Source organism: Bdellovibrio svalbardensis, from assembly GCF_029531655.1.
In the GTDB taxonomy this organism is placed as follows: domain Bacteria; phylum Bdellovibrionota; class Bdellovibrionia; order Bdellovibrionales; family Bdellovibrionaceae; genus Bdellovibrio; species Bdellovibrio svalbardensis.
The window spans coordinates 585,386-605,675 of the sequence record NZ_JANRMI010000001.1; the positions used below are offsets into that span (position 1 = coordinate 585,386).

Here is a 20,290-nt window from a genome sequence, read left to right on the forward strand (position 1 = left end):
CTGCGGCTCCTTTTTTTGCTCTTTGATCTCTACTTCTTCAGTAGTTTCACAACGTCTTCGTTTTGAGCCTTGATCGCGATATCAAGGGCGGTTTTGCCGTTTTGATTTTTCGCTTTCTTGTCAGCTCCGGCCTTCAGTAAGATGCTTGCCGTTTTTGCGGATCCAAAACGTGCTGCTTCCATCAAAGGTGTCGTACTGGCGTTGCTGGCTTTGTTGACCAATGCCGGCTTCTTTTTGATAAGCAAATTCATAATGTCATTTTGATTTGCTGTGGTGGCGATCAAAAGCGCTGATTCACCTTCACCACTGATATCATCAACCATCGCCCCTTGTTTGATCAGATCAAGAGCGATTTCTGGTTGTTCATTGACCAAAGCAAAGTACAAAGCTGTCTGGCCTTCTTGGTTCTTGATATTCACATCGGCTTTGTGTTCCAACAAAAACTTCGCAGCTTCCTGGTGACCGTTCGAGGCCGCCACCATCAATGCTGTGTAGCCGGCTTTGTCTTTCGCGTTGATATCAACTTTTGATTTTACTAAAGAGTTGAGTTTTTTAACGTCGCCTTCGGCCGAAGCACTCATTAGGGGGCTCGTGGTGCCTGCAGTTTCCTTTTTGGCAGTCCCTGCGCAGGCTGTTTGCACAACCAGCGCCAGAGAGAGAGAAACGAGAACTGCGAATTTCTTATTCATAAGAGCTCCTATTTCAAACTTGTTGAAACTTTCGAAGTCTGTTCTTCAACCAATGTAGACTGATCATCCGTAGGGTTCATATCGCCAAGTTGCTTGTAGCTAAACTTCGTGAGCTTTTGTCTTTCCGCCAACGTCTGCACCAAAGAACGGATCAGGACACGCGCGTTTGTGGTGTCTGCACCTCCGTAATTGTCCGGTGAGGTGAGGACTGCGAAGAAGAGGTCGCCATCTTTTGTGGAAAGCATGCCGCCGAAAGTAATCGCCTTATCCGCAGAGCCCGTTTTTGCAACCAAGGTGTTGTCGTAAGTGCTCGAACCGTAGAGACCCTTAAAAGTGGAGTATGATTCGCCCGATCCGCCAACAGCCATGACGTCAGCCATCTGGAAAGGGCGTGAACCTTTGTAGGCCTCAATCGTCTTATCAAGGTCTTGCATGATATGAACAAGTGCAGAGCAAGAAACCAGATTATATAGTTTCACTCCATCAATGATGGCTGGGTATCCCGAACCATTGTACATCTCAATATCATTGGCACTTAACTTCATACGGTCAGCCACGAATTTCTTGTAGCCTTCCGCGCCACCCAACTTTTCAAAGATCACATTCGGTGGATAGTTGAATGAGTACTTGTTGAGGTCCTTCAAGATCATATGCAAAGGACGAGACTTCACAGAGAAAGTCTTTGAAGGAACGGTTTTCAAATACACGGAGTAGCGATCTTTCGTGACCACGCCGATATTATCAAAATTGCCGCGAAGGCCTGATTTGAGCTTTATAAATGCTGTCAGGTCATTTTTAGTTTTTGTTGAATTGAAATAGCGAGCCGGATCTTCCCAGCCTGCTGCGTGATCCTTTTGATGCTTCATAACATCCAAGTACACCGGGAAGAACTGATCATAAGAGAAGGTTTCGATGAACTTGCAGTTCTGCGCCTGCAGTTTTGGTTTTAGTTGTGTGAAAATACGAGTCAACATATCGCGACCCATATACGGATCCATGTCGCCTTCAATATGGATATTGCAGTTCGCTGTTTTTGAACCCGGTGTGACATGAATTTTGGTTTTGAAGCGATACTCAGGCCCCAGTTTCGCAATCGCCCACTGGGTTGTTAAAACCTTTGAGAGGGAGGCGATACGAAATTTCGTTTCGACATCTTTATCAGTCACGTTGGTGGGGTTCTTTTTTAAAACGGAATCATCGGCGATCTCTTCCTTTGTAGGATTGAATGCCTGCGCAGCCGTGTCGCTTTGTTTCATAAAGCACATGGCGTTCATTTCCACTTTGGCCATGGCTGATGAGGCCATCAGGCTCAATCCTAGGGTCAGGGAGGCAGCGTTTACCAGCTTACGTGAGATCATCGGGGCTCCAATCTTTAAACTCGTGGACCTTTTTCCAAGTTCTATACCAGCTCTATCTCCAATCCTTTTAGTTACAGGTGTCTCATTCTTCGACAGTGCCAAAAATTGCGGTTCAATTTGAGACACACTGGGCGTACAGTAGGCTCATGCTTTTGGCCCTCTTTATATTACTATCCTTTCAACTTCTTGGTGAGGGGACTGTCCAGCTTTTCCATTTGTTTATCCCGGGCCCTGTCTTGGGAATGGTTTATTTCTTTTTGGCCCTGCTTTTGTGGAAGCCAATGAAGGGCCACGTTGAAAGTCTGACCCAGTTTATTACCACTCATTTATCTTTGTTCTATATTCCAGCCGGTGTGGGGTTGATCGAGTACTTTGATCTTTTTGGCAAATATGGAGTGGGGATGGTGCTGACAATTATTTTCAGCACGACGATCACCATTGTCGCCACCGCGCTGATTTTCCACTGGGTTTTGAAGTGCTCGGGCAAAGGGGAATCTCATGATTGAGATCTTCTCGCTTATTCTGACCTTGGGAGTCTATTTGGCTTCGCGAAAAGCCAGCACGAAGCTGAACAATCATCCTCTGCTCAGTCCCGCGGTGCTCTCGATCCTGATTATTTCGGCAATCCTTTTGATATTTAAAATTCCCTATAGAGAGTATTTCCAGGGAGCTCGCCCGATTCATTTTATGTTGGGGCCGGCAACGGTGTCTTTGGCGTTGCCACTCTTTGCCCAGTTGGAAAAATTGAAGAAGCTGCTGGTCCCACTGTGCCTCTCTTTGATAGTGGGCTCTGTGATTGGAATTTTTAGCGCGGTATTGATTGGGGCTTCGTTTGGTTTACCTCACGAAATTCTTTTGTCCTTGGCGCCGAAATCTGTGACCACTCCGATTGCTATGGGTGTATCTGAAAAAATCGGGGGCATCGCTTCACTGTCGACAGTGTTTGTGATGATCACAGGTCTTTTTGGTGCGGCGATTGCGACGTCTATTTTGGGCATGGTCAAAGTCAAAGACCCTGCAGTGAAGGGCTTTGCTTTGGGGTTGGCTTCTCATGGTTTGGGTACAGCTCGCGCTTTTCAGGTGTCTTCGGTAGCAGGTGCCTTTGCTGGATTGGCAATGGCCTTGAATGGCTTGATGACAGCGATTCTTGTTCCTCTTTTGTTGTTTTTAATTCCCTAGTTTTTCTCGGTGAAACGCGAAAGTTTATGATTTCGAAATTGAAATCATAAATTAATTACTGTTTTCTTTAGTCCGGTGTGAGTATTTGCTCTACAGCTTGAATATTAAGATTACGCAATCATTGTATCCAAAGGGGCTTGGCGGAGCATTTTGCAATATGGGGTCCTATTGAGTTTTCAAATTTCACCGAACAAGCGTGTGAAGTTTAGAACCATTCAAGGAGACCCAGCATGAAGTTCAACACCAAGGTAATGTTAAGCATCGCACTCGCTTGTATCATCTGTACTGCTGCTGCTGTTTTTGTTTCATCGTCACGTATTTCTGCGCAAGGAGAACAGCAACTGATTGAGAAATCAAAAGCGATTCTCTCCCGCCTGGAAGCAGTTCGGTCCTATGTCGCCGCTCAAGGTGGATTGGATGCAAGTATTGAAAAGGCGGTCAGTACTTATGCCGATGGAAATCTTCCCAAGGATGCGAAGCACACAATTCTAAAACAAGTTCCTATTTTTGCCGCGATGAAAGTGGGGGCGGAAGGTGCTAAAGAAGAAGGTTATACTTTCCGTATTTTTTCAGATGAGCCTCGCAATCCAGATAACAAAGCCACCGCTTCTGAGATGGAAATCTATAAGAGGTTTTTAGAAAATCCTGAACTGCGTGAGATCTCTACTTCGACCGAGCAGGACATCATTGTGTACCGTCCTGTCAGATTGTCAGCGTCACAAGGTTGTATGAATTGTCATGGTGATCCGGCAAAATCTCCGTGGAAAAACGGCAAAGATATTTTGGGTTATCAAATGGAAAACTGGTCTGATGGAAAACTCCATGGAGCCTTTGGTGTGATCTCCAGCAAAGCAGAAATTAAAGCCGCTGCAGCAAGTGCGACTTGGTATATTATCGCTTGGTCAGGCGGTCTGTCGGTTGTTGCATTGTTATTGGCATTTGTAATTTTGCGACCTCCAATGAAGGCCCTTTCAGGAATTGCTGAAAAACTTCAGGATGCGGGAACGGGTGTGGCCCAAGCCAGTGTTGAGATCTCCAAATCATCAAGTGACTTGAGTGCCGCCGCGACAACGGCAGCGGCATCCCTGGAAGAAACGACGGCAGCGACAGAGGAAATGTCGAGCATGATTCGCATGAATGCGGAACATACCAATGGAGCCAGGACCTTGGCGGAGCAGGCGCAAGTCAAAGCTCGAACTGGAAAAGACGAAGTTGAAAAATTAATTGTGTCGATGGACGAGATTGCCAAGAGTTCTAAAAAAATTGAAGAGATTATCACCGTCATCGATGATATCGCCTTCCAGACGAATCTTTTGGCATTGAATGCCGCTGTCGAGGCAGCTCGAGCTGGAGAACAAGGAAAAGGGTTCGCAGTTGTTGCCGAGGCCGTGCGCGCTTTGGCACAAAGAAGTGCGACGTCAGCGAAAGAGATTTCCGGTCTTATCAAAGACAGTGTTGAGAAAATTGAGAATGGTCATGAAGTCGTTCAAGCCAGTGGATCCATGTTGAATGAAATCGTCTTGCAGATTGAAAAGCTCACTTCGTTGAATATCGAAATCTCCACCGCGAGCACAGAGCAGGCTCAGGGGGTCACTTCGATCAACGCGTCTATTAATGACCTAGATCGCGTCACGCAGAGTAATGCGGCGGCGGCTGAAGAATGTGCTGCCTCAGCAGAAGTTCTCACTAAACGATCAAAGCAAATGCACAACATGGTCCAAGAGCTAATTACAATTATTGAGGGGCCGCAGAGTGCGTCTGGTCCTTCGAATGAATTCGAAAAAAAGGCAGCTCACGCTGCCTAGATCTCTTTAAGTTTGGAGGCGAAGCCTTTAACCCAGCGGTCGTCTTCATTGACACAGGGGATGACGTAAAGGTTGTCGCCACCGGCATGTTTGAAGGTTTCAGCACCGCCCATGGCGATTTCTTCCAAAGTTTCGATGCAATCCGCAACAAACGATGGGCAGATGACGGCGACGTTCTTCTTGTCGGTTTTCGCTAGAACTTCCAAACTGTGTTCTGTGGACGGCTTAAGCCATTCCGCTCGGCCCAGTCTGGATTGGAATGAAACACTCCAGTGGGATGACTGCAGATTCAGGCTTTCAGCGATCTTGGTCGCCGTGGCAAAACACTGCGCGCGGTAACAAGGTTTTTCACAAGCTGATTTTTCAAAGCAGCAGTCTTCAGAGCGTAAGCATCCTTCATTTCTGCGAATATGACTTTCGGGAAGTCCATGGAAAGAAAACAGATAGTGATCAATCTTTTTACTTTCCAGACTCTCTTCAAGGATTTCCACGGAGGGCTGAATAAAGCTGTCATCTTGGTAAAAATCACGCAAAGTTTTGGTCGGAATTTGAATGCCGTGCTTCTTTCTAACGCGTTCAAACTCTTTCAGCATGGAGCCAGTGGTAGCATCGGCATATTGCGGGAACATCGGAACTAAAATGATGGAATCCACTTTTTTAGCTGCGAACTCCTTGAGAGAGGTCTCAATGGAGGGTTCACTGTAACGCATGCCCAATTTGATGCTGTAATCAGCACCCATCTCGGTTTGAAGTTTTTCCGCAAAGTGTTTTGAGTAAACCCATAGCGGCGAGCCTTCGCTCATCCAAACTTTTCTATAGTTTTCCGCTGAAAAGGGCGCGCGCCGAGGGACGATGATGCCATGAACCAAGGGCCAGCGAATAATAAAAGGTAAATTGATGACGTCCTTATCCATGAGGAAATCCAGAAGATACTCTTTGACGTCATTCACCTCATAAGAACGAGGTGTCCCAATGTTAAAAAGAATTACACCGGTTTTAGCCATGCTGTCGTCCAATCTCTGCTGCCAATAAATCACTGCGTTCAAGAATTTTGCTCAGACCAATGCCACTTAAATAATTCCCGTGAAGGAATATTTTCTTAGCATCAGCTTCGATTGCCAAAGTCAAGTTCAAGTCCGCCATTTTTTTCTGAGCTTCTTCCAGATGTAAATCATAATAAGGAAGCGCTTTGTTCCAACGGTTGATGCGATATTCGAGCAACGACTGTTTGGCACCCAGGACTTGAAAACGCTCTTCGGCGATCAATTTCAAGATGGCCTCATCAGACATTTCAAGAAGTTGCTCTTCTTTGACTCCGCCCATGATCCAAGTTTCGTTGTAGGTTTTGTCGCGATCTTTAAAGATATAGGAGTTCATTAAAATACCCATGGTTTTGATACCAAAACCTCTCGGGATTAAACAACCGAAACCCTTATAGGTCTCTTGAGCTTTGCTGAAGAACAAAGTGGAGCTCATCAAGGAGGACATTCTGATTTTGGTAAGAATCGCACTGAGTTCAGCATGGGTGTCTTCCAAAAGCTGTGCAGCGACGTTGGCTGGAGTCGCAATGATCACGACTCCTTGCAGATTCTTGAGGTCCACGGAGCTGTTCGTATGAATGTGAACGCCCAGTTCTTTCAAGCGCAGTTCAATTTTATTGATCAGATCCTGCATGCCGCCGGGGCCGGTCAGCAAGCCTTTGTACTTTTCTCTTCGCCCAGAGAATAAAGGAGACAAGATCAGTTTTGAACTCAGCCCTGAGATCTCATTGCCGTAAATTCCCTGCATCGCGGGACCCAGCAAGTACTCCGTCGCAGTGGCGCCCAGGTTGCGGCGCCCCCAGTTTTCCAAAGTCTCCTGGTCGCGGGGTTTGAGGGAGCTTTTAGAGAATAAAAATTTCGGTAGAAACTTGCTGATAAAGAAAAGAGTTTCAAGAAAAGTCAGTGGCCATTTTCTGGGCGTGTATCGGAAGATAAAGCGTTTCTTTGAAGAATCGAGGGGATAGCTGGGAGTAATGCCCAGCTCCTGGAAAAGCTTCTCAGCGCGTTCTGTGCGAATCAAGGCGTTGGCGGCATGCTCTGCAATACCGTGCTCAGTTCGATCGGTGCCTAAAAGGCCTCCGACCCGAGAGCTGCTTTCGTAAAGATCTACTGCATAGCCTTTTTGAGCCAGCCTGAGGGACACTGTCAGTCCCGCAAAGCCGGCTCCGATCACGCTGATTTTTTTCATATAGATTGAGAGAAAATCTTCGTTTGAGGTTGCTTGGCCTTCAGGCGCTCATCGAAAAAGACACAGGCATTGCGCAAGAACGGACGACCTTTTTCTTTCACGATCAGCTTGTGATGATGAATTTCAACCAAATGGTCATTCAGCATCTCTTGAAGGAATTGCTTCGATGCTTCCTCTTGTTCTTCGCTGACAAAATCAACTTCATACTGAGTCATCAAAGTTAAGATCTGCTGGCGACGAACACGATCTTCTTCAGTCAAGACATGCCCACGCAGAGTTGGCAAACGCCCTTCGTTCAAAGCCGCCTCATACAATGGCAAAACTTTTTCGTTCTGATGGAAGCTGTAAGGAGTTTCAGAAATAGAAGAAACTCCGAGGCCCAGCAACACGTCGGTGCGTTGATCGGTATAACCCATGAAGTTTCTGTGGAGACGCTTTTCTTTCAAGGCGATACTCAGATTGTCAGTTGCTAAGGCAAAGTGGTCCATACCGACTTCGATATAGCCAGCTTTCAGCAGGATGCCGCGAGCAATCTCATAAAGCTCACGCTTTTCCGTCGCCTTAGGAAGATCTTCGTCTTTGAACAAGCGCTGCTGTGGTTTGATCCATGGAACCAAGGCAAAGCTGTACAAGGCAATGCGATCTGGACGAAGTTTTACGGTCAATTCCGCTGTTTCGCGGATAGATTCTGCCGTTTGCTTCGCCAGACCATAGATCAAGTCGAAGTTCACTGAAGAATAACCCATATCGCGAGCGGCATTTGTTAAGTTTGCTGTGATTTCATAAGGTTGAATGCGGTTCACCAGGCGTTGAACCTCTGGATTGAAATCTTGAACACCCATGCTGACACGAGTGAAACCCAATTCACGCAGAGCCTTTAATTGCTCAGCGTTGGTGCGGCGAGGGTCCACTTCAATAGAGCCCTCGAAATCATTCGGATCAATTTTCACACGAGTCAAAATCGGACGAAGAAGTTGAGTCAAGGCCTCAGCTGACAGGAAGGTTGGAGTTCCGCCTCCCAAATGGATATGTTTCAAAGGCTTCTGAAGTAGCTCAGGAACTTGATCCAAATAAAGTTGCCACTCTTTCAGGACCATATCCACGTAAGGATATTCTTTTTTGTGGTCTTTAGTGATGATGTTGTTGCAACCGCAGAAGGTGCACAATGATTCACAGTAAGGAATATGCAGATACAAAGACCAGCCGCCCTGACCTTCTTGAAGGGTCGCCTTCAAGTGACTCACCCATTGGTCAGTGGTGGGATTGATTTCCCAGTAAGGAACTGTCGGATAGGACGTGTAACGGGGAGCTGGGACGTCGTATTTGGCCAAAAGGTCTTTGATCATGACAACACCTCGCGCACAGTCTCTACAAACAATTTTACATTCTTTTCAGGAGTTTTCGGAAGGACGCCATGACCAAGTCCGCAAACCCAGCCAGCACGTTGTTCAATGCTCATGTCTTTCATTGGAGCCAGGAAATTGTTCAAAGCTTTTTTGAAATCAGCGTCGTCCATAAATAGAAGACCTTGGTCGAAGTTTCCTTGGACGAAGCCTTTATTTTGAATCTTAAAGCATTCTGGGATGTAGCAACGGTGATCGAAACCTTGTCCTGCCCATGGCAATTCCGTGAACGCCTTGTTGAAGAATACAGCTTGAGTGCCTTTAGAGTAGTATCCGATTTTTCCTGGGTATTCTTTCGCAAGGCTGGTCAGAACGGGCTGAATCCATTCTTGGAAGAACATCGGAGAAACTTCACCCGCTGCCGTGTCGAAGATCATAACCACTTCAACACCACCTTCAAGCTGCAAGCGGATGTTTTCCTTGATCAATGGATACATTTTCTCCAGGAACTTAGGGAATAAATGGATGTTCTTTTTAGATTGAATCAAAGATCCCGCGTGGGAACCTTCGGTTGCATAGACAAACAAAGTCCATAGGCCACCGACAAAGCCAATCAAGCTTTTGTTAGATGGAAGAACCTGGCGTGTCGCAATGACCGCGTCTTTTTGGAAGTGCATGAACTCGATCGCCTTATTGACGTCACCTAAGTTGCCAATGGTTTCATGAGACAATCTATAGCCCAACTGAGGACCGTGGTCTGTGTAGTCCAAGCCCATGCCCAAAGCTTCCAGAGGGAAAAGAATATCGCTGAACAAGATGGAAACGTCGAAATCAAATTCTTCCACAGGACCTAGCGCCACTTGCGCCGCCAATTCCGGCTGTTTACAAAGCTCCATGAATGAATGCTTGGCGCGCAAAGCCTGATAATGCTGATGATAGCGACCTGCTTGGCGCATAAACCATATTGGAGGAGTCTTTTGTGGTGTTCTGTTAAGTGCGTTTTTAAAAAGTTCATTCATGGTGTTTCCTCCGTAGCCCATTGGTAGCCCACACCGCGAACGGAGCGGATATGCTTTTCTCCGTCGTCGCCTAAGAGCTGTCTCAGGCGGACAATAATATTGTCGATGGTGCGAACACTGGGGTTTTTATCAACGCCCCAAATCTCATTCATGATTTCATCACGACTAAGAACTCGGGGAGATTTATCAATTAATAACTGCAAGATCTTCATGTCAGTCACCGGCGGGTATTCGATTTGGCCCGATGATTTTTTGACCGACATATTTGAAAAATTAATCACACATTCGTCCAAGACGATTTCGCGAACCGGAGCATGGGCATCCAGGACGTGTTTCACGCGAATCAAAAGCTCTTTTAAGTGGAAAGGCTTGGGAATATATTCTTCCGCTCCCAGCTCAAAACCTTTGAGGCGGGATTCCGCATCCGCTTGAGCCGTCAAAAACAAAAAAAGCACCGGAGAGATCTGTTTGATTTTAGCAGCCAATTCAAAGCCGCTGCCATCGGGAAGCCCAACATCCAAAAGAACAAGATCGTAGTCTTTGGTTTTGGAAAACAAAGCCCAGGCTTCCGCCAAAGTTTTGCCCCAAGACACTTCATAGTCTTTGCGAAGACGTTCTGTGAGGGTTTCACCTAAAGACAAGTCATCTTCCACCAGAAGGATCTTTCTCATATCAGAGAGCCCTCCACCTGGATAATAGATTGGAAGCCTGAGTTCTCTTTAGATGTAAAATGAATGTCGCCCTTCATTTTACCCAATAAACGTTTTGTGATCAGAAGGCCAATGCCGTTGCCGCGGGAATCCGTGGAAATCAAAATTTCCGATCCTAACTTGGCCAGGCTGCCCTTAAAACCCAAACCATCATCTTCAACAATAAGTTCCAGGCGATGATTTGAAAGGGCACGGACTTTAATTTTGACTGTGCTGGCTTTGCCGTGAATCACGGAGTTTTGCAAAAGATTGCGGAAAATGCTGAGTAAAGCTCTGCGGTCGCCTTGAATAAAGGCTTCTTTTTCGATCTCCAACGACAAATCTGTAAATTCATTACGCAAAGACGCGAAAAGATTATTCAATGAAACTTTCTCGCGCAAGAGATGCCCTTCTTCAAGATTCGCAAGCAGAAGGGAATTCTCAAGCTGCAGGTCCAAGCGCTGAATGTCTTGGATCAGGCGCTTCATCACAGGACTGTTGTTCCCGTGAAGGTCTTCTTCCAAGACTTCCGCTTGCAAACGCAGGCGGGCGATCGACGTTTTGATGTCGTGGCTGAAAGTCGAAAAGAAGAAGCGCAGGCGCTGATGACGTTTTTGATCGCGGTAACTGAAGATCACCAAAGCAATGCCGCCAATAAGTACGGCCGCAATCAGGATGGAGCCTTCCCAGGCAAACATGCGATGAGAAGAGTCTCCGCGGAAACGAAGCAGGAAGAAGATCCACCACCATGTCACCAATGAAAACGTAAAGGCGAACCAGATGATCGCCAAGGCCGTTTTCAAGTTAGGTTTAAGGAACTTCTTCGTCATAGTTAATTACTCTGCGGAATCGATAATGATTTGTGCAGCTTCTGCCAAAAGTTCATCGGAGTGAGCCATTGAGACAAAGCCGACTTCATAGGCATTGGGAGCCAGGTAAACACCTTTATCCAAAGCCTTGAGGAATAACTTCTTAAAGGTCGCGCTTTGATCCTTAGGAATTGCTTCAATGGTACGAATAGTTGAAGTCGTGTTGCCATGGATCCAGAACAAAGAGGCGGTTTGCTCGATCTTCAAAGGAAGACCTTTCTTTGCGAAACCAGCACGCAAAGTTTCTGCGAACCTCGCCGTACGTTTTTCAAGGACATTCCAGCCATCCAAACGCTGCATTTTTTTAAGAGTCGTTAGACCCGCACGCATCCCGATAGGATTCGCACTCAAAGTGCCGGCTTGGTAAACATCCCCACTTGGTGCAACCATGTTCATGTATTCTGCTTTACCGCCGTAGCAACCCACAGGGAAACCGCCACCGATAATTTTTCCATAAGTCACAAGGTCAGGGCGAATGCCGGTTTTCTCGACCATGCCGCCAAGGCCCACGCGGAAACCAGAGATCACTTCGTCAAAGATCAACAAGCTGCCATTCTTTTCGCAAAGTTCAGCCACTTTTTTCAAGAACTCCGGTCGTTGCACCAACAAGCCATAGTTCGCAGGAAGCGGTTCAATGATGACCGCAGAAATATCTTTTCCATGAGTTTGGAAAACTTCCGCCAATTTTTCTTCATCATCAAGCGGAGTTACCAAAGTCAAAGCTGCCAATTCCGCAGAGATGCCGGCGCTAGACGAAGCTGCCGCTCCGGCAAGTCCGCTGCCAGCTTTTACCAAAAGATTATCCACGTGTCCGTGGTAGCAACCTTCAAATTTCAATACTTTACCGCGGCCAGTGGCAGCACGTGCCACACGCAAAGCACTCATAACAGCTTCAGTACCAGAAGATACGAAGCGCAGTTTTTCCATGAATGGAAGAGTCGTGGAAATCCACTCTGCCAATTCCAAAGAATAAATCTCTGTTGCCCCGAAGGTCCAAGCTGTGTCGACCATGCGATGAACTTCCTCAGCCACCTCGGGATCTCTGTGACCCAAAATCAATGGACCGAAGCTTTGGCAGAAGTCGATGTATCTTTTGTCTTCGACAGAAGTCAGGAAGGCGCCTTCAGCTTGTTTGAAGAAAACAGGTGCTCTGTCCAAGCCTTTAAATGATCGAACAGGGGAGTGAACGCCACCAGGTGTGACTTTCAAAGCGCGTTGGAAGAGTTCTTCAGATGTTACTTTGTGCATTGTTGTCTCCAGTCTTCTTGATCCAGGAAAATTCTTAAGCAGGAAGGATCATACATATTTTTTTCTGCAAGATACTGTTGAATCACTTTGTGAGTGTTGCCAGGACCGCAGGCATGTTGTTTCTTTAAAATCTCTGGCGCTTGTTCTGCGGCTGCCAAAAACTGACTGCCACTGCTCCAGAAGAACGTTTCCTTGCCAGAAAGAGATTTGAAATTCTCTTTCGTGTGCAAAGTGTAAGTCGCAACTAACGGCATGACTTTATGGTCTTCTTGAAAGCCGGAGTCATGAGAAAGCTTCGCCCACTTCACAGGAACACCCGCAAGGATGTCCAAGCGCGCTTCTTCTTGTTCGCCCATGCTCTCTGAGCTGCCATGAACCCATATACCTTTTTGCGCGAGGGATTTCCATGTTTTAAGACCTGCTGTCCAAACATAGTGAGTGCCAGCCTGCAAAGTCTCAGGCCAGGCTTCACTTCGTGCCACATAAAGGGCGTTCGTGCCATTTGGCAAAGTCCAATCAGTTAAAGCCGCGCGTTCCGCACTGACTTCACCAGACCACATTTGCTCAGAAGAATATTTTGTCACAGGTGTGTGAGGAATGAGCTCGCGTTTATCTAGAACCACGCCGGCGTCTGTCAGACCCTTGAGGATTGTGATTTCGCCGTAGGGACGGGACAAAACAGCCACGCCAATTTTTTGATGGCAACCGCCACCAAAGCTCGCCAAAACTTTGCGTTCTTTGTCGGCGCAGGCAAATGTCGAAGGATGATCGATCTTGGAGAGCAGTTCGCGCATATCTGAACGGGTCGCAAGAATTTCCACCGCCAAGGCGCCTTGAGCTGCGGCGTTGGGGTTGATGGAAAGAGGCAATGCCATCCATTCCAACTGATCCAGATAACCGCGCAGAAGTTTTTGAACATCGGCAAACTCTTCCTGTGGGGCGGTCAAAAGACGATCCAGAGCCGCCTTCGCAACGATCAAGCCGTCAGTTTCGTTCGCCTCAAGAAGTTTGCGAATACGTGTTGGAATATTGCCACGGACACTTTCAAATTTCACACTGTCCAGATGGAACGGCAAATGAGATTTGAAAAAGCCTGTGAGGTTGTATTCGCGACGAGGTGAGGAGCTGAAAACGCGCATCGCTTTTGAGGTGCGCAGCTTTTCAAAATGAGATTTTTTAACCAATAACAAATCACGTTGATCAGCACGCGGCAAAGTTGCCACGATTGCGGTGTCGGCTTTTACTTCCGTCGGAAGATCTTTCCAGGAATGCACCACCATGTCGGTCTCGCCACGGATCAGCTCGCCGTAGAAGTCTTCGGTGAAGACGCCTTTTTCGGGAATCTGCCAAAGAGCATCCGTCAGGTTTTTATCTCCTAAAGATTCTTTGAAGCGGTACTCAATTTCTAAACCGGGAGTTTGGGCTTTTAAAGAGTCGCCAACCATATAGGCCTGGAGGCGGGCCAAATCACTTTTGCGTGCGGAAATTTTTAGGCGCATATATCGTCCCAACCAAGTGGACGAAGCTCTGTTCTTTGCGTGAAGGCTAAAGCTTTCTCAAGCAGGTATGCTTTGATTGTCTCTAGCTTGGTTTGCGTATCTTTTTTGTTTTCTTCAATTTCACTAAAGAATTGTTGAAGACTCATGACTTTAACATGTGGATGTTGAGCGTGGGCGAGGTCGGCAAGTTTATTGTCTTCTCCGCGCAAGTCGAACACTCCTTGAGGGCGAGTGTCTTGTTTGCCCAACAGTTCCAGAATACGTGCATCACCGACCGGCGCTGCGATCACCATCGCTTCGCCGTGAACAAAGGCTTCGTTGTATGTAGAAATTGTCAGATTGTCGTATTTCTCTGCGAAGGCTTGAAGCTTTGCGGGATTGCGACAAATAATTTGAACTGATTTTTTATGAGCCACCCAAGGAAGAATCTCTTGAGCGAGTTGGCCGGAACCACAGATCGTCACTGAATCGAGATCTTTCGTGTAACGACGTAAAAGGCTGCCGTAACTTTGTGAGCCAATACCAACAAGATGCTCAGAACGGGTTTTCTTTACTTCAGAAGTTATGAAGTTCAACCATTTCTGGCTGTCAGAGAAAAGTGCGTCTTTAATTTGCTTGCGTGATTCGACAAATGCACGGAACTGCCCAAGCACTTCCGTTTCACCCACGATGGGTGAATGCAGGCCGCAAAGAATTTCCAGAAGAAGTGTAAGAGCCTCTTCGCCGCGAAGAACTTTGTCTTCGGGTTCCAGGTAATCCAAAAAATTATTCAACTCGTCTTCGCGACAAAAAAGAATTTTGCGCAAACATGTTTTCCAGATCGCGGCGTCTTGCAGGGCCTCGGAAAAGTTTCGATTGGATTTTCTGTGAACGAGAAGTATATCTTCCATGGGTATTAGGTGTATCAGTAAACTTTCATTAAAGTGTCATTGAAATGTCATCGCCACGTGCGAAAAGTCATCTGCCGCTAGTCATCTAAACCAAGATTCAAACCCCAGGTGGAGGTATTATGAAGCTCACTCAAAGACCGAGACGAAATCGCAAATCTGAAGCCCTGCGCCAAATGGTGGCAGAGACAGAATTACGCGTTTCTCAGCTCGTTTTGCCCCTGTTTTTATGCGAAGGCAAAGGTCAAATGCAAGCAATTGCCTCCATGCCTGGAATTTTTCGTCAAAGTCCCGATATGATCCTTCAGGAAGTGGGAAAAGCGGTGGAATTGGGGGTCAAAAGCTTCGACCTTTTTCCAGCTTTACCAGAGTCAAAAAAGGACCAAACTGGAACTGAATCACTAAATCCCAATGGCCTCTTGCCAACCACATTGAGAATGATTCGCGATAAGTACCCTGACGTCACTTTGATCACAGATGTGGCTTTGGACCCCTACTCTTCGGATGGTCATGATGGCGTGGTCAGAAACGGGGTTATCGTCAATGACGAAACTGTCGAGATCTTGGCAAAGATGTGTCTTGTCCATGCACAAAATGGCGCGGACATTGTGTCGCCCTCTGACATGATGGACGGTCGCGTGGGAGCGATTCGTGAAGCTTTGGATTCTGCTGGTTTTATTGATACAGGAATTTTGTCTTACTCGGTAAAATATGCTTCCAGTTTCTACGGTCCATTCCGTGAAGCCCTGGATTCTGCTCCAAAATTTGGTGATAAAAAAACTTATCAAATGGATTTCCGAAATTCTCGCGAAGCACTTCGCGAAATTGATCTGGATGTTGCCGAAGGTGCTGACATCGTAATGGTAAAACCGGCTCTGAGTTATCTGGATATCATCGCCAAAGTGAAAGCTCACACGAACATTCCCGTGGCAGCCTACAATGTCAGCGGCGAATATGGATTGATCAAGTTGGGCGCGAAACACGGCCTTATTGATGAAACTCGCGCTATGGTGGAAACTTTGTATTCCATGCGCAGAGCCGGCGCCGATGTGATCTTCACATACTTCGCTTTGCCAATGGCTGAGTGGTTGCGAAAGAACACATAAGCACAAAACTTTGATTTTTACCCAAGCTCATACCCCCTTTGCGAATCTGTCCTTAGGATAGATTCAATGGGGGAAAACTATGAGATGGCTTTTAACGGCTTTGTTATTTAGCTCCTATATTTCTGTGGCAATTGCCGCCAAAAAAGCTTCCACCGATTTGGTTTGGCCCAAAGAATTTTCATTCGAAAATAAGCAAGCCATCACTATGTTTCAGCCGCAAGTGGACTCTTTACAAGAGGGCATGGTGACTGCCACTTCTGCTTTCAGATTCTCACGTGATAAAAAGGAATATTTCGGAAGCTTTCGCATTCAAGGGAAGGCGCTAATTAATAAGGAAACCAATGTTGTTACATTGAGCAATATTAAAATCTCAAATGTACAATTGCCGGCTGGCAAATTTGACGTTCAGGAATTGCAACGACAGATTGAAGAAATCTTTGCAGGAAAACAGTACCAAGTTTCCTACCAATCTTTGATTAAAAATCGCGATGTGCAGGTTTCCGAAGGAGATCGGCCAGCTCCTGATATTAAGAATGTCGTTCCTAATTTTATCTATATCACAAGGCCTGGGATTTTAGTGATGGTTTCCGGGGATCCGGTGTGGGGTGAATCCAAAGGGGCGAAGGAAGTAAAAAGAGTTATCAACACCAGTGCTCTCATTATGCATGAAGATAAAAAAGAGTATTACATCTGGGGAATAGGGCGATGGTTTTCAGCTCCGGAGTTGATGGGTCCTTATAAGGTTGCAAAAGCTCCAGGATCTAAATTTGTGATCATAAAAGATGACTTGGTTAAAAACAAAAAAATCGATCCGATGGATGGAAAGACATCAGATGGGAAGTCGATTTATGCCCCAAGTGTGATTCCGGACATCTACATTTCTACCAAGCCCGCAGAGCTTTTGCAGAGTGAAGGGGAGCCAAAGTTTCAAGCTGTTCAAAAAACGGGTTTGCTGTATATGGCGAACTCTCCTAACTCGATATTTTTAGATTCAAACACACAAGATTATTTTGTTCTGGTAACGGGGCGTTGGTTCACCGCTAAAAATTTAAAGAGTGGTCCATGGAGTTACGTTTCTGGCAGAGACTTGCCAAAGGACTTTGCGAAAATTCCAACAACCAGCCCGGTGGCGGAAGTTCTTGTTTCTGTTCCCGGATCGCCGCAATCCAAGGAAGCTCAGATCGTCAGTAAAATTCCTCAAATGGCTGAGGTGAAAAAAGATCTGAAGCCAAAAAATATTGAATGTGACGGAGCTCAGAAATGGGCGGCCATTGCGGGAACCAATTTGAAGTTTGCGGAAAACTGCAACACTCCAATCATTCAAGTCACTGAAAAGCAATTCTATGCCGTTCAGGATGGAGTGTGGTTTACATCTTCCTCCGGAGCGGGTCCGTGGAGTGTGGCGGTTGTTGTTCCCGATGACATTTACAAAATGCCGTCCTCTTCGCCAATTTATTATGTGACCTATGTGCATATCTATGGAGTCTCGGATGACTCAGTCACCGTGGGATATACGCCGGGCTATCATGGAACTTTTGTTTCTGCAGATGGAACCATCGTGTATGGCACTGGCTATGTCTATCCTTCCTATATTTCAGAGTCGGCTTGGTATCCAGCTCCCGCGACATATGGATTCGGCGTTGGCTATGGTTGGGGATATTCGGATGGGTTTTACATGGGCTACTCCATGGGCTCGATTATGTATCCGTGGGGTTGGGGCTCTTGTTGTTGGGGCGGAATCTACGTGAATATTTCTGTCACCAACGTCTATCACAATTGGGGGACTCACACTGTTGTCACGGGCAGTGGTGGTCGCGGATTCAATGTGAATACTGTCGGAAATACGAAGTTTGTCAGAGGTCATGGCAGCAATGAAATTTATGCGGGACATGATGGTCAGGTTTATCGTCGCAACCCAGATGGTCAGTGGCAACAGTATCAGGGGCCGGGCGCCTGGGAGGATGTAAATCGAGGAAATACGGGTCAGTTAGAGAACCTGCATCAGACCCGGAGTGCAGAGCCTGTCAGGCAGCCCAGTAGCATGGCAGAGCGTCCCGCAGCAAGCCAACCCGATCGGTTACGCGGGGGTGGTGCGCGCGCTAGTGGAGGATTTCGTGGCGGCGGTGGCCGTCGTTAACAACGAGGTGAGGTGTGAATGAAAAAGTTATTTTTGGTAATGGCGATGTTTCTTTTCAATGCGGCCGGCACAGCTCAAGCCGCGAAAGATTACGGTTTGGAGCTGGGAGCTCGTCAGCAATCGGGCAATGTTGCTGGGGCGAGCATTTCCACGAACTCGAAGACCGGGATGCAGTTTGGAGGTTACTATCATCACCCTCTGGAAGGCGGAGTCGCACATTTTCGCACGGGACTGCTGTACACGCAAAGGCCCATCGAGAGTGAAAATGATATCACTGGAGCCAAGGTTCAATACAATCTGGATTATCTGGATATTCCGGTGGATATCATGTTCAAGCCGTCTGAATCAGTGGGATTCTATTTGGGCTTTAATGTCGCAATCAATATCACCAAGTCATGTACCGGGGATGTCACCTGCAAAGTGAATAGCGTGAACACACCCTTGTTCCCTTTTGTTTTTGGTGTGATGTTCAACTTTACACCAAAGTGGGGCTTGGACTTCTATGTGGATGGTGCGAATTCAAATGTGGCCAAGGGTTTATATGACTACCGAGCAGTCGGTTTGAATTTAACTTATTCGCTACAGTAGTCTGATTATTTTTTGATAGCGGGTGCACTCGGTGCATCCGGTGTCGTCCAGCGGAAGGTCTTGATGATCTGATTGCACTGTTGCAGAGAGGCGCTGAAAGCCTCTTTCGCATCCATACAAGTCATGATGGCAACTTTATCTTCGTTCTTCAGAACGACTTGGCGTATTTGCTTTCCTTTTGTGCGTGAAAGCAGATCGACAATTAAGGCAGGTTGACCATTCAATGAAAACTGTTTCGTCGCAAGGACTTCAAAGCCGTAGTTGGGATAATCGCGCATCCATTTGCGTGTATAGAGCTCCAAAGAAGCGCTCTTCGCGACTCTGTCAGTTCGGATGCTGAGGTAGCCACCTTGTGGTTTGTCTTTGGAGGCAAAGCGAACCGTGTCGAGCAATTTAGTTTCAGATTCAGCGACCGGCAGCCAGGTGCTGCCATCTGTTTTAAGGGTGAAGCCTTTGTGTAGGAAATAAAGCCCTTGTTCTGGTGCCGTCAATGCAGATGTGCTTGTCGCGGGATGAGGAGCGGCAAGGGCAGAGAGCGGAAATAAGAAAGGGAGCAACAAAGTTTTCACCCTTTTAGGCTAACAAGACCCCCTTTGCCTTTGCAAGGGGAGAATCGCTATTTCGTCGGTGTTGCAGTTGAGCGATCTTCAAGGCAGGGGCCGAGGTCCTCAGGAAGATTGACGATGTAAATTTGTTTCTTATCTTGAAAGTTTCTGACGAAAGCCAGTCTTTCTTGGCGGTCATCAGAAACCACGGGATGGGACAGGGAGTCTGTTCCCTTAAAGACCACTTGAGTGCACTTCTTCTCTAAGTCATAGGATTCAATTTGGTATTGCTTTTCCCCTTTTCGAAGAACGCTATAGAACAAACGCGCGGGTGACCGTGGCGCGAAGTTCAAATCGCGGTACAAGCCATCGCCGCCCTTTAGGACTTCCAACTTTTTGCCCTTGACGGTGAAAAGCATCAGATTTTGTTCCTGGGTCTTTTTATCTTTTTCGATAAAAGCAATCTGCTTCAGATCGGCTGCGATAGTTGGGAAGCGTCGCTCTTTTTCTCCATCCGCTGAAATCAGACTGATAAAAAGATTTTTCAAGTCCATGCGATAAACGCCCATAAGGTCGCCACGATAGGATGTGAACAGAATGAAGGGCTTCACAGGGTGAGGGACAAACAAAGCCTCGGCATCGAAGCCAGGCTGTTCGGTAAGTCGCAAGATCTCTCCACCAAAGCGATCACTCATATAGAGATCTGAAGGAGGAAAGTCTTTATTGAAACTCTTATTGATGAAAGGACTTTCTTTGATTTCGTCTGTGGTCGACGCATAAAGAATTTCCGTGTCACTGACATAGCTGGGATCGAAGGCGTCGCCATCCGAGAACGTCACGCGACGCTCTTTATTTTTTGTCAGATCCATTTCATAGATTTGCAGACCCTTGTGAAGGGGGCGAGAGCGGCTGGCGTAAATTAACTTCGTTCCATCCGGAGAAAAACGAGGGTGTTCGTTGTCGCCTTGAAAAGTGATCTGCTTGGAACCTTTGCTAAGCAGATAGTCAGGAGAGAGAAGATCTTTGGTAAGACTTAAATGGGAACAGCCGCAAAGCAACCCCATCAAAGCAGTGATCTTCAAAGTCCATTTCATATATCA

Annotated in this window: 19 protein-coding genes; 6 read left to right on the forward strand and 13 right to left on the reverse strand. The window is 46.8% G+C overall.

Annotated features, from left to right (window positions below; genetic code table 11):
- Positions 1–29: 29 nt before the first annotated feature.
- Positions 30–689 carry an ankyrin repeat domain-containing protein gene (locus NWE73_RS02915; RefSeq protein WP_277576773.1) on the reverse strand — a complete coding sequence of 220 codons (660 nt, stop codon included), beginning with the start codon at positions 687–689 and terminating at the stop codon, positions 30–32.
- An 8-nt stretch (positions 690–697) separates the two neighbouring features.
- A complete protein-coding gene (locus NWE73_RS02920) occupies positions 698–2,047 on the reverse strand; it encodes a D-alanyl-D-alanine carboxypeptidase (RefSeq protein WP_277576774.1) in 1,350 nt (449 codons plus the stop codon).
- A 146-nt stretch (positions 2,048–2,193) separates the two neighbouring features.
- On the opposite strand from NWE73_RS02920, the gene NWE73_RS02925 reads away from it, so the two are divergent.
- From NWE73_RS02925 to NWE73_RS02935, 3 genes are all read left to right on the forward strand, one after another.
- A complete protein-coding gene (locus NWE73_RS02925) occupies positions 2,194–2,553 on the forward strand; it encodes a CidA/LrgA family protein (RefSeq protein WP_277576775.1) in 360 nt (119 codons plus the stop codon).
- On the forward strand, positions 2,546–3,226 hold the full coding sequence (locus tag NWE73_RS02930) for an LrgB family protein (protein WP_277576776.1): 681 nt from the start codon (positions 2,546–2,548) through the stop codon (positions 3,224–3,226). The genes NWE73_RS02925 and NWE73_RS02930 overlap by 8 nt, the downstream gene beginning before the upstream one ends.
- Before the next feature lie 230 nt (positions 3,227–3,456).
- Positions 3,457–5,031 (forward strand): methyl-accepting chemotaxis protein, encoded by a 1,575-nt coding sequence (locus NWE73_RS02935; RefSeq protein WP_277576777.1) that lies wholly within the window; start codon positions 3,457–3,459, stop codon positions 5,029–5,031.
- On the opposite strand, the gene hemH is transcribed toward NWE73_RS02935, so the two are convergent.
- The 9 genes from hemH to NWE73_RS02980 are packed head-to-tail and all read right to left on the reverse strand — an operon-like array spanning position 5,028 to position 14,817.
- The gene (gene hemH, locus NWE73_RS02940; protein ID WP_277576778.1) at positions 5,028–6,035 is read right to left on the reverse strand and encodes a ferrochelatase; all 1,008 of its coding nucleotides are present in this window, start codon (positions 6,033–6,035) and stop codon (positions 5,028–5,030) included. The genes NWE73_RS02935 and hemH overlap by 4 nt on opposite strands.
- Positions 6,028–7,260, reverse strand: a complete 1,233-nt coding sequence (locus NWE73_RS02945; protein ID WP_277576779.1) for a protoporphyrinogen/coproporphyrinogen oxidase — start codon at positions 7,258–7,260, stop codon at positions 6,028–6,030. Before NWE73_RS02945 ends, hemH begins: the two co-directional genes overlap by 8 nt.
- Complete coding sequence (gene hemN, locus NWE73_RS02950; protein WP_277576780.1) at positions 7,257–8,606, reverse strand: oxygen-independent coproporphyrinogen III oxidase; 1,350 nt, start codon at positions 8,604–8,606, stop codon at positions 7,257–7,259. The genes NWE73_RS02945 and hemN overlap by 4 nt, the downstream gene beginning before the upstream one ends.
- A complete protein-coding gene (locus NWE73_RS02955; RefSeq protein WP_277576781.1) occupies positions 8,603–9,622 on the reverse strand; it encodes a uroporphyrinogen decarboxylase family protein in 1,020 nt (339 codons plus the stop codon). Before NWE73_RS02955 ends, hemN begins: the two co-directional genes overlap by 4 nt.
- The gene (locus NWE73_RS02960; protein WP_277576782.1) at positions 9,619–10,293 is read right to left on the reverse strand and encodes a response regulator transcription factor; all 675 of its coding nucleotides are present in this window, start codon (positions 10,291–10,293) and stop codon (positions 9,619–9,621) included. The genes NWE73_RS02955 and NWE73_RS02960 overlap by 4 nt, the downstream gene beginning before the upstream one ends.
- Positions 10,290–11,141, reverse strand: coding sequence for a sensor histidine kinase (locus NWE73_RS02965; protein ID WP_277576783.1), 852 nt, complete (start codon positions 11,139–11,141; stop codon positions 10,290–10,292). Before NWE73_RS02965 ends, NWE73_RS02960 begins: the two co-directional genes overlap by 4 nt.
- Positions 11,142–11,147: 6 nt before the next feature.
- Positions 11,148–12,428, reverse strand: a complete 1,281-nt coding sequence (locus NWE73_RS02970; RefSeq protein WP_277576784.1) for a glutamate-1-semialdehyde 2,1-aminomutase — start codon at positions 12,426–12,428, stop codon at positions 11,148–11,150.
- The gene (gene hemC, locus NWE73_RS02975; protein ID WP_277576785.1) at positions 12,416–13,927 is read right to left on the reverse strand and encodes a hydroxymethylbilane synthase; all 1,512 of its coding nucleotides are present in this window, start codon (positions 13,925–13,927) and stop codon (positions 12,416–12,418) included. The genes NWE73_RS02970 and hemC overlap by 13 nt, the downstream gene beginning before the upstream one ends.
- Positions 13,918–14,817: an NAD(P)-binding domain-containing protein gene (locus NWE73_RS02980; RefSeq protein ID WP_277576786.1), complete on the reverse strand. Its 900-nt coding sequence runs from the start codon at positions 14,815–14,817 to the stop codon at positions 13,918–13,920. Before NWE73_RS02980 ends, hemC begins: the two co-directional genes overlap by 10 nt.
- 119 nt (positions 14,818–14,936) lie before the next feature.
- Here NWE73_RS02980 and hemB point away from each other — a divergent pair, with 119 nt between their 5' ends.
- The 3 genes from hemB (at position 14,937) to NWE73_RS02995 (ending at position 18,645) form a co-directional block, all read left to right on the forward strand.
- Positions 14,937–15,920, forward strand: a complete 984-nt coding sequence (hemB, locus tag NWE73_RS02985; protein WP_277576787.1) for a porphobilinogen synthase — start codon at positions 14,937–14,939, stop codon at positions 15,918–15,920.
- A gap of 79 nt (positions 15,921–15,999) precedes the next feature.
- Positions 16,000–18,057 carry a hypothetical protein gene (locus tag NWE73_RS02990; protein WP_277576788.1) on the forward strand — a complete coding sequence of 686 codons (2,058 nt, stop codon included), beginning with the start codon at positions 16,000–16,002 and terminating at the stop codon, positions 18,055–18,057.
- Between the two features lie 18 nt (positions 18,058–18,075).
- On the forward strand, positions 18,076–18,645 hold the full coding sequence (locus NWE73_RS02995) for an outer membrane beta-barrel protein (protein ID WP_277576789.1): 570 nt from the start codon (positions 18,076–18,078) through the stop codon (positions 18,643–18,645).
- Positions 18,646–18,650: 5 nt separating this feature from the next.
- On the opposite strand, the gene NWE73_RS03000 is transcribed toward NWE73_RS02995, so the two are convergent.
- Positions 18,651–19,214, reverse strand: coding sequence for a hypothetical protein (locus NWE73_RS03000; protein ID WP_277576790.1), 564 nt, complete (start codon positions 19,212–19,214; stop codon positions 18,651–18,653).
- Between the two features lie 47 nt (positions 19,215–19,261).
- Positions 19,262–20,284 carry a TolB family protein gene (locus NWE73_RS03005; RefSeq protein ID WP_277576791.1) on the reverse strand — a complete coding sequence of 341 codons (1,023 nt, stop codon included), beginning with the start codon at positions 20,282–20,284 and terminating at the stop codon, positions 19,262–19,264.
- Positions 20,285–20,290 lie beyond the last annotated feature (6 nt).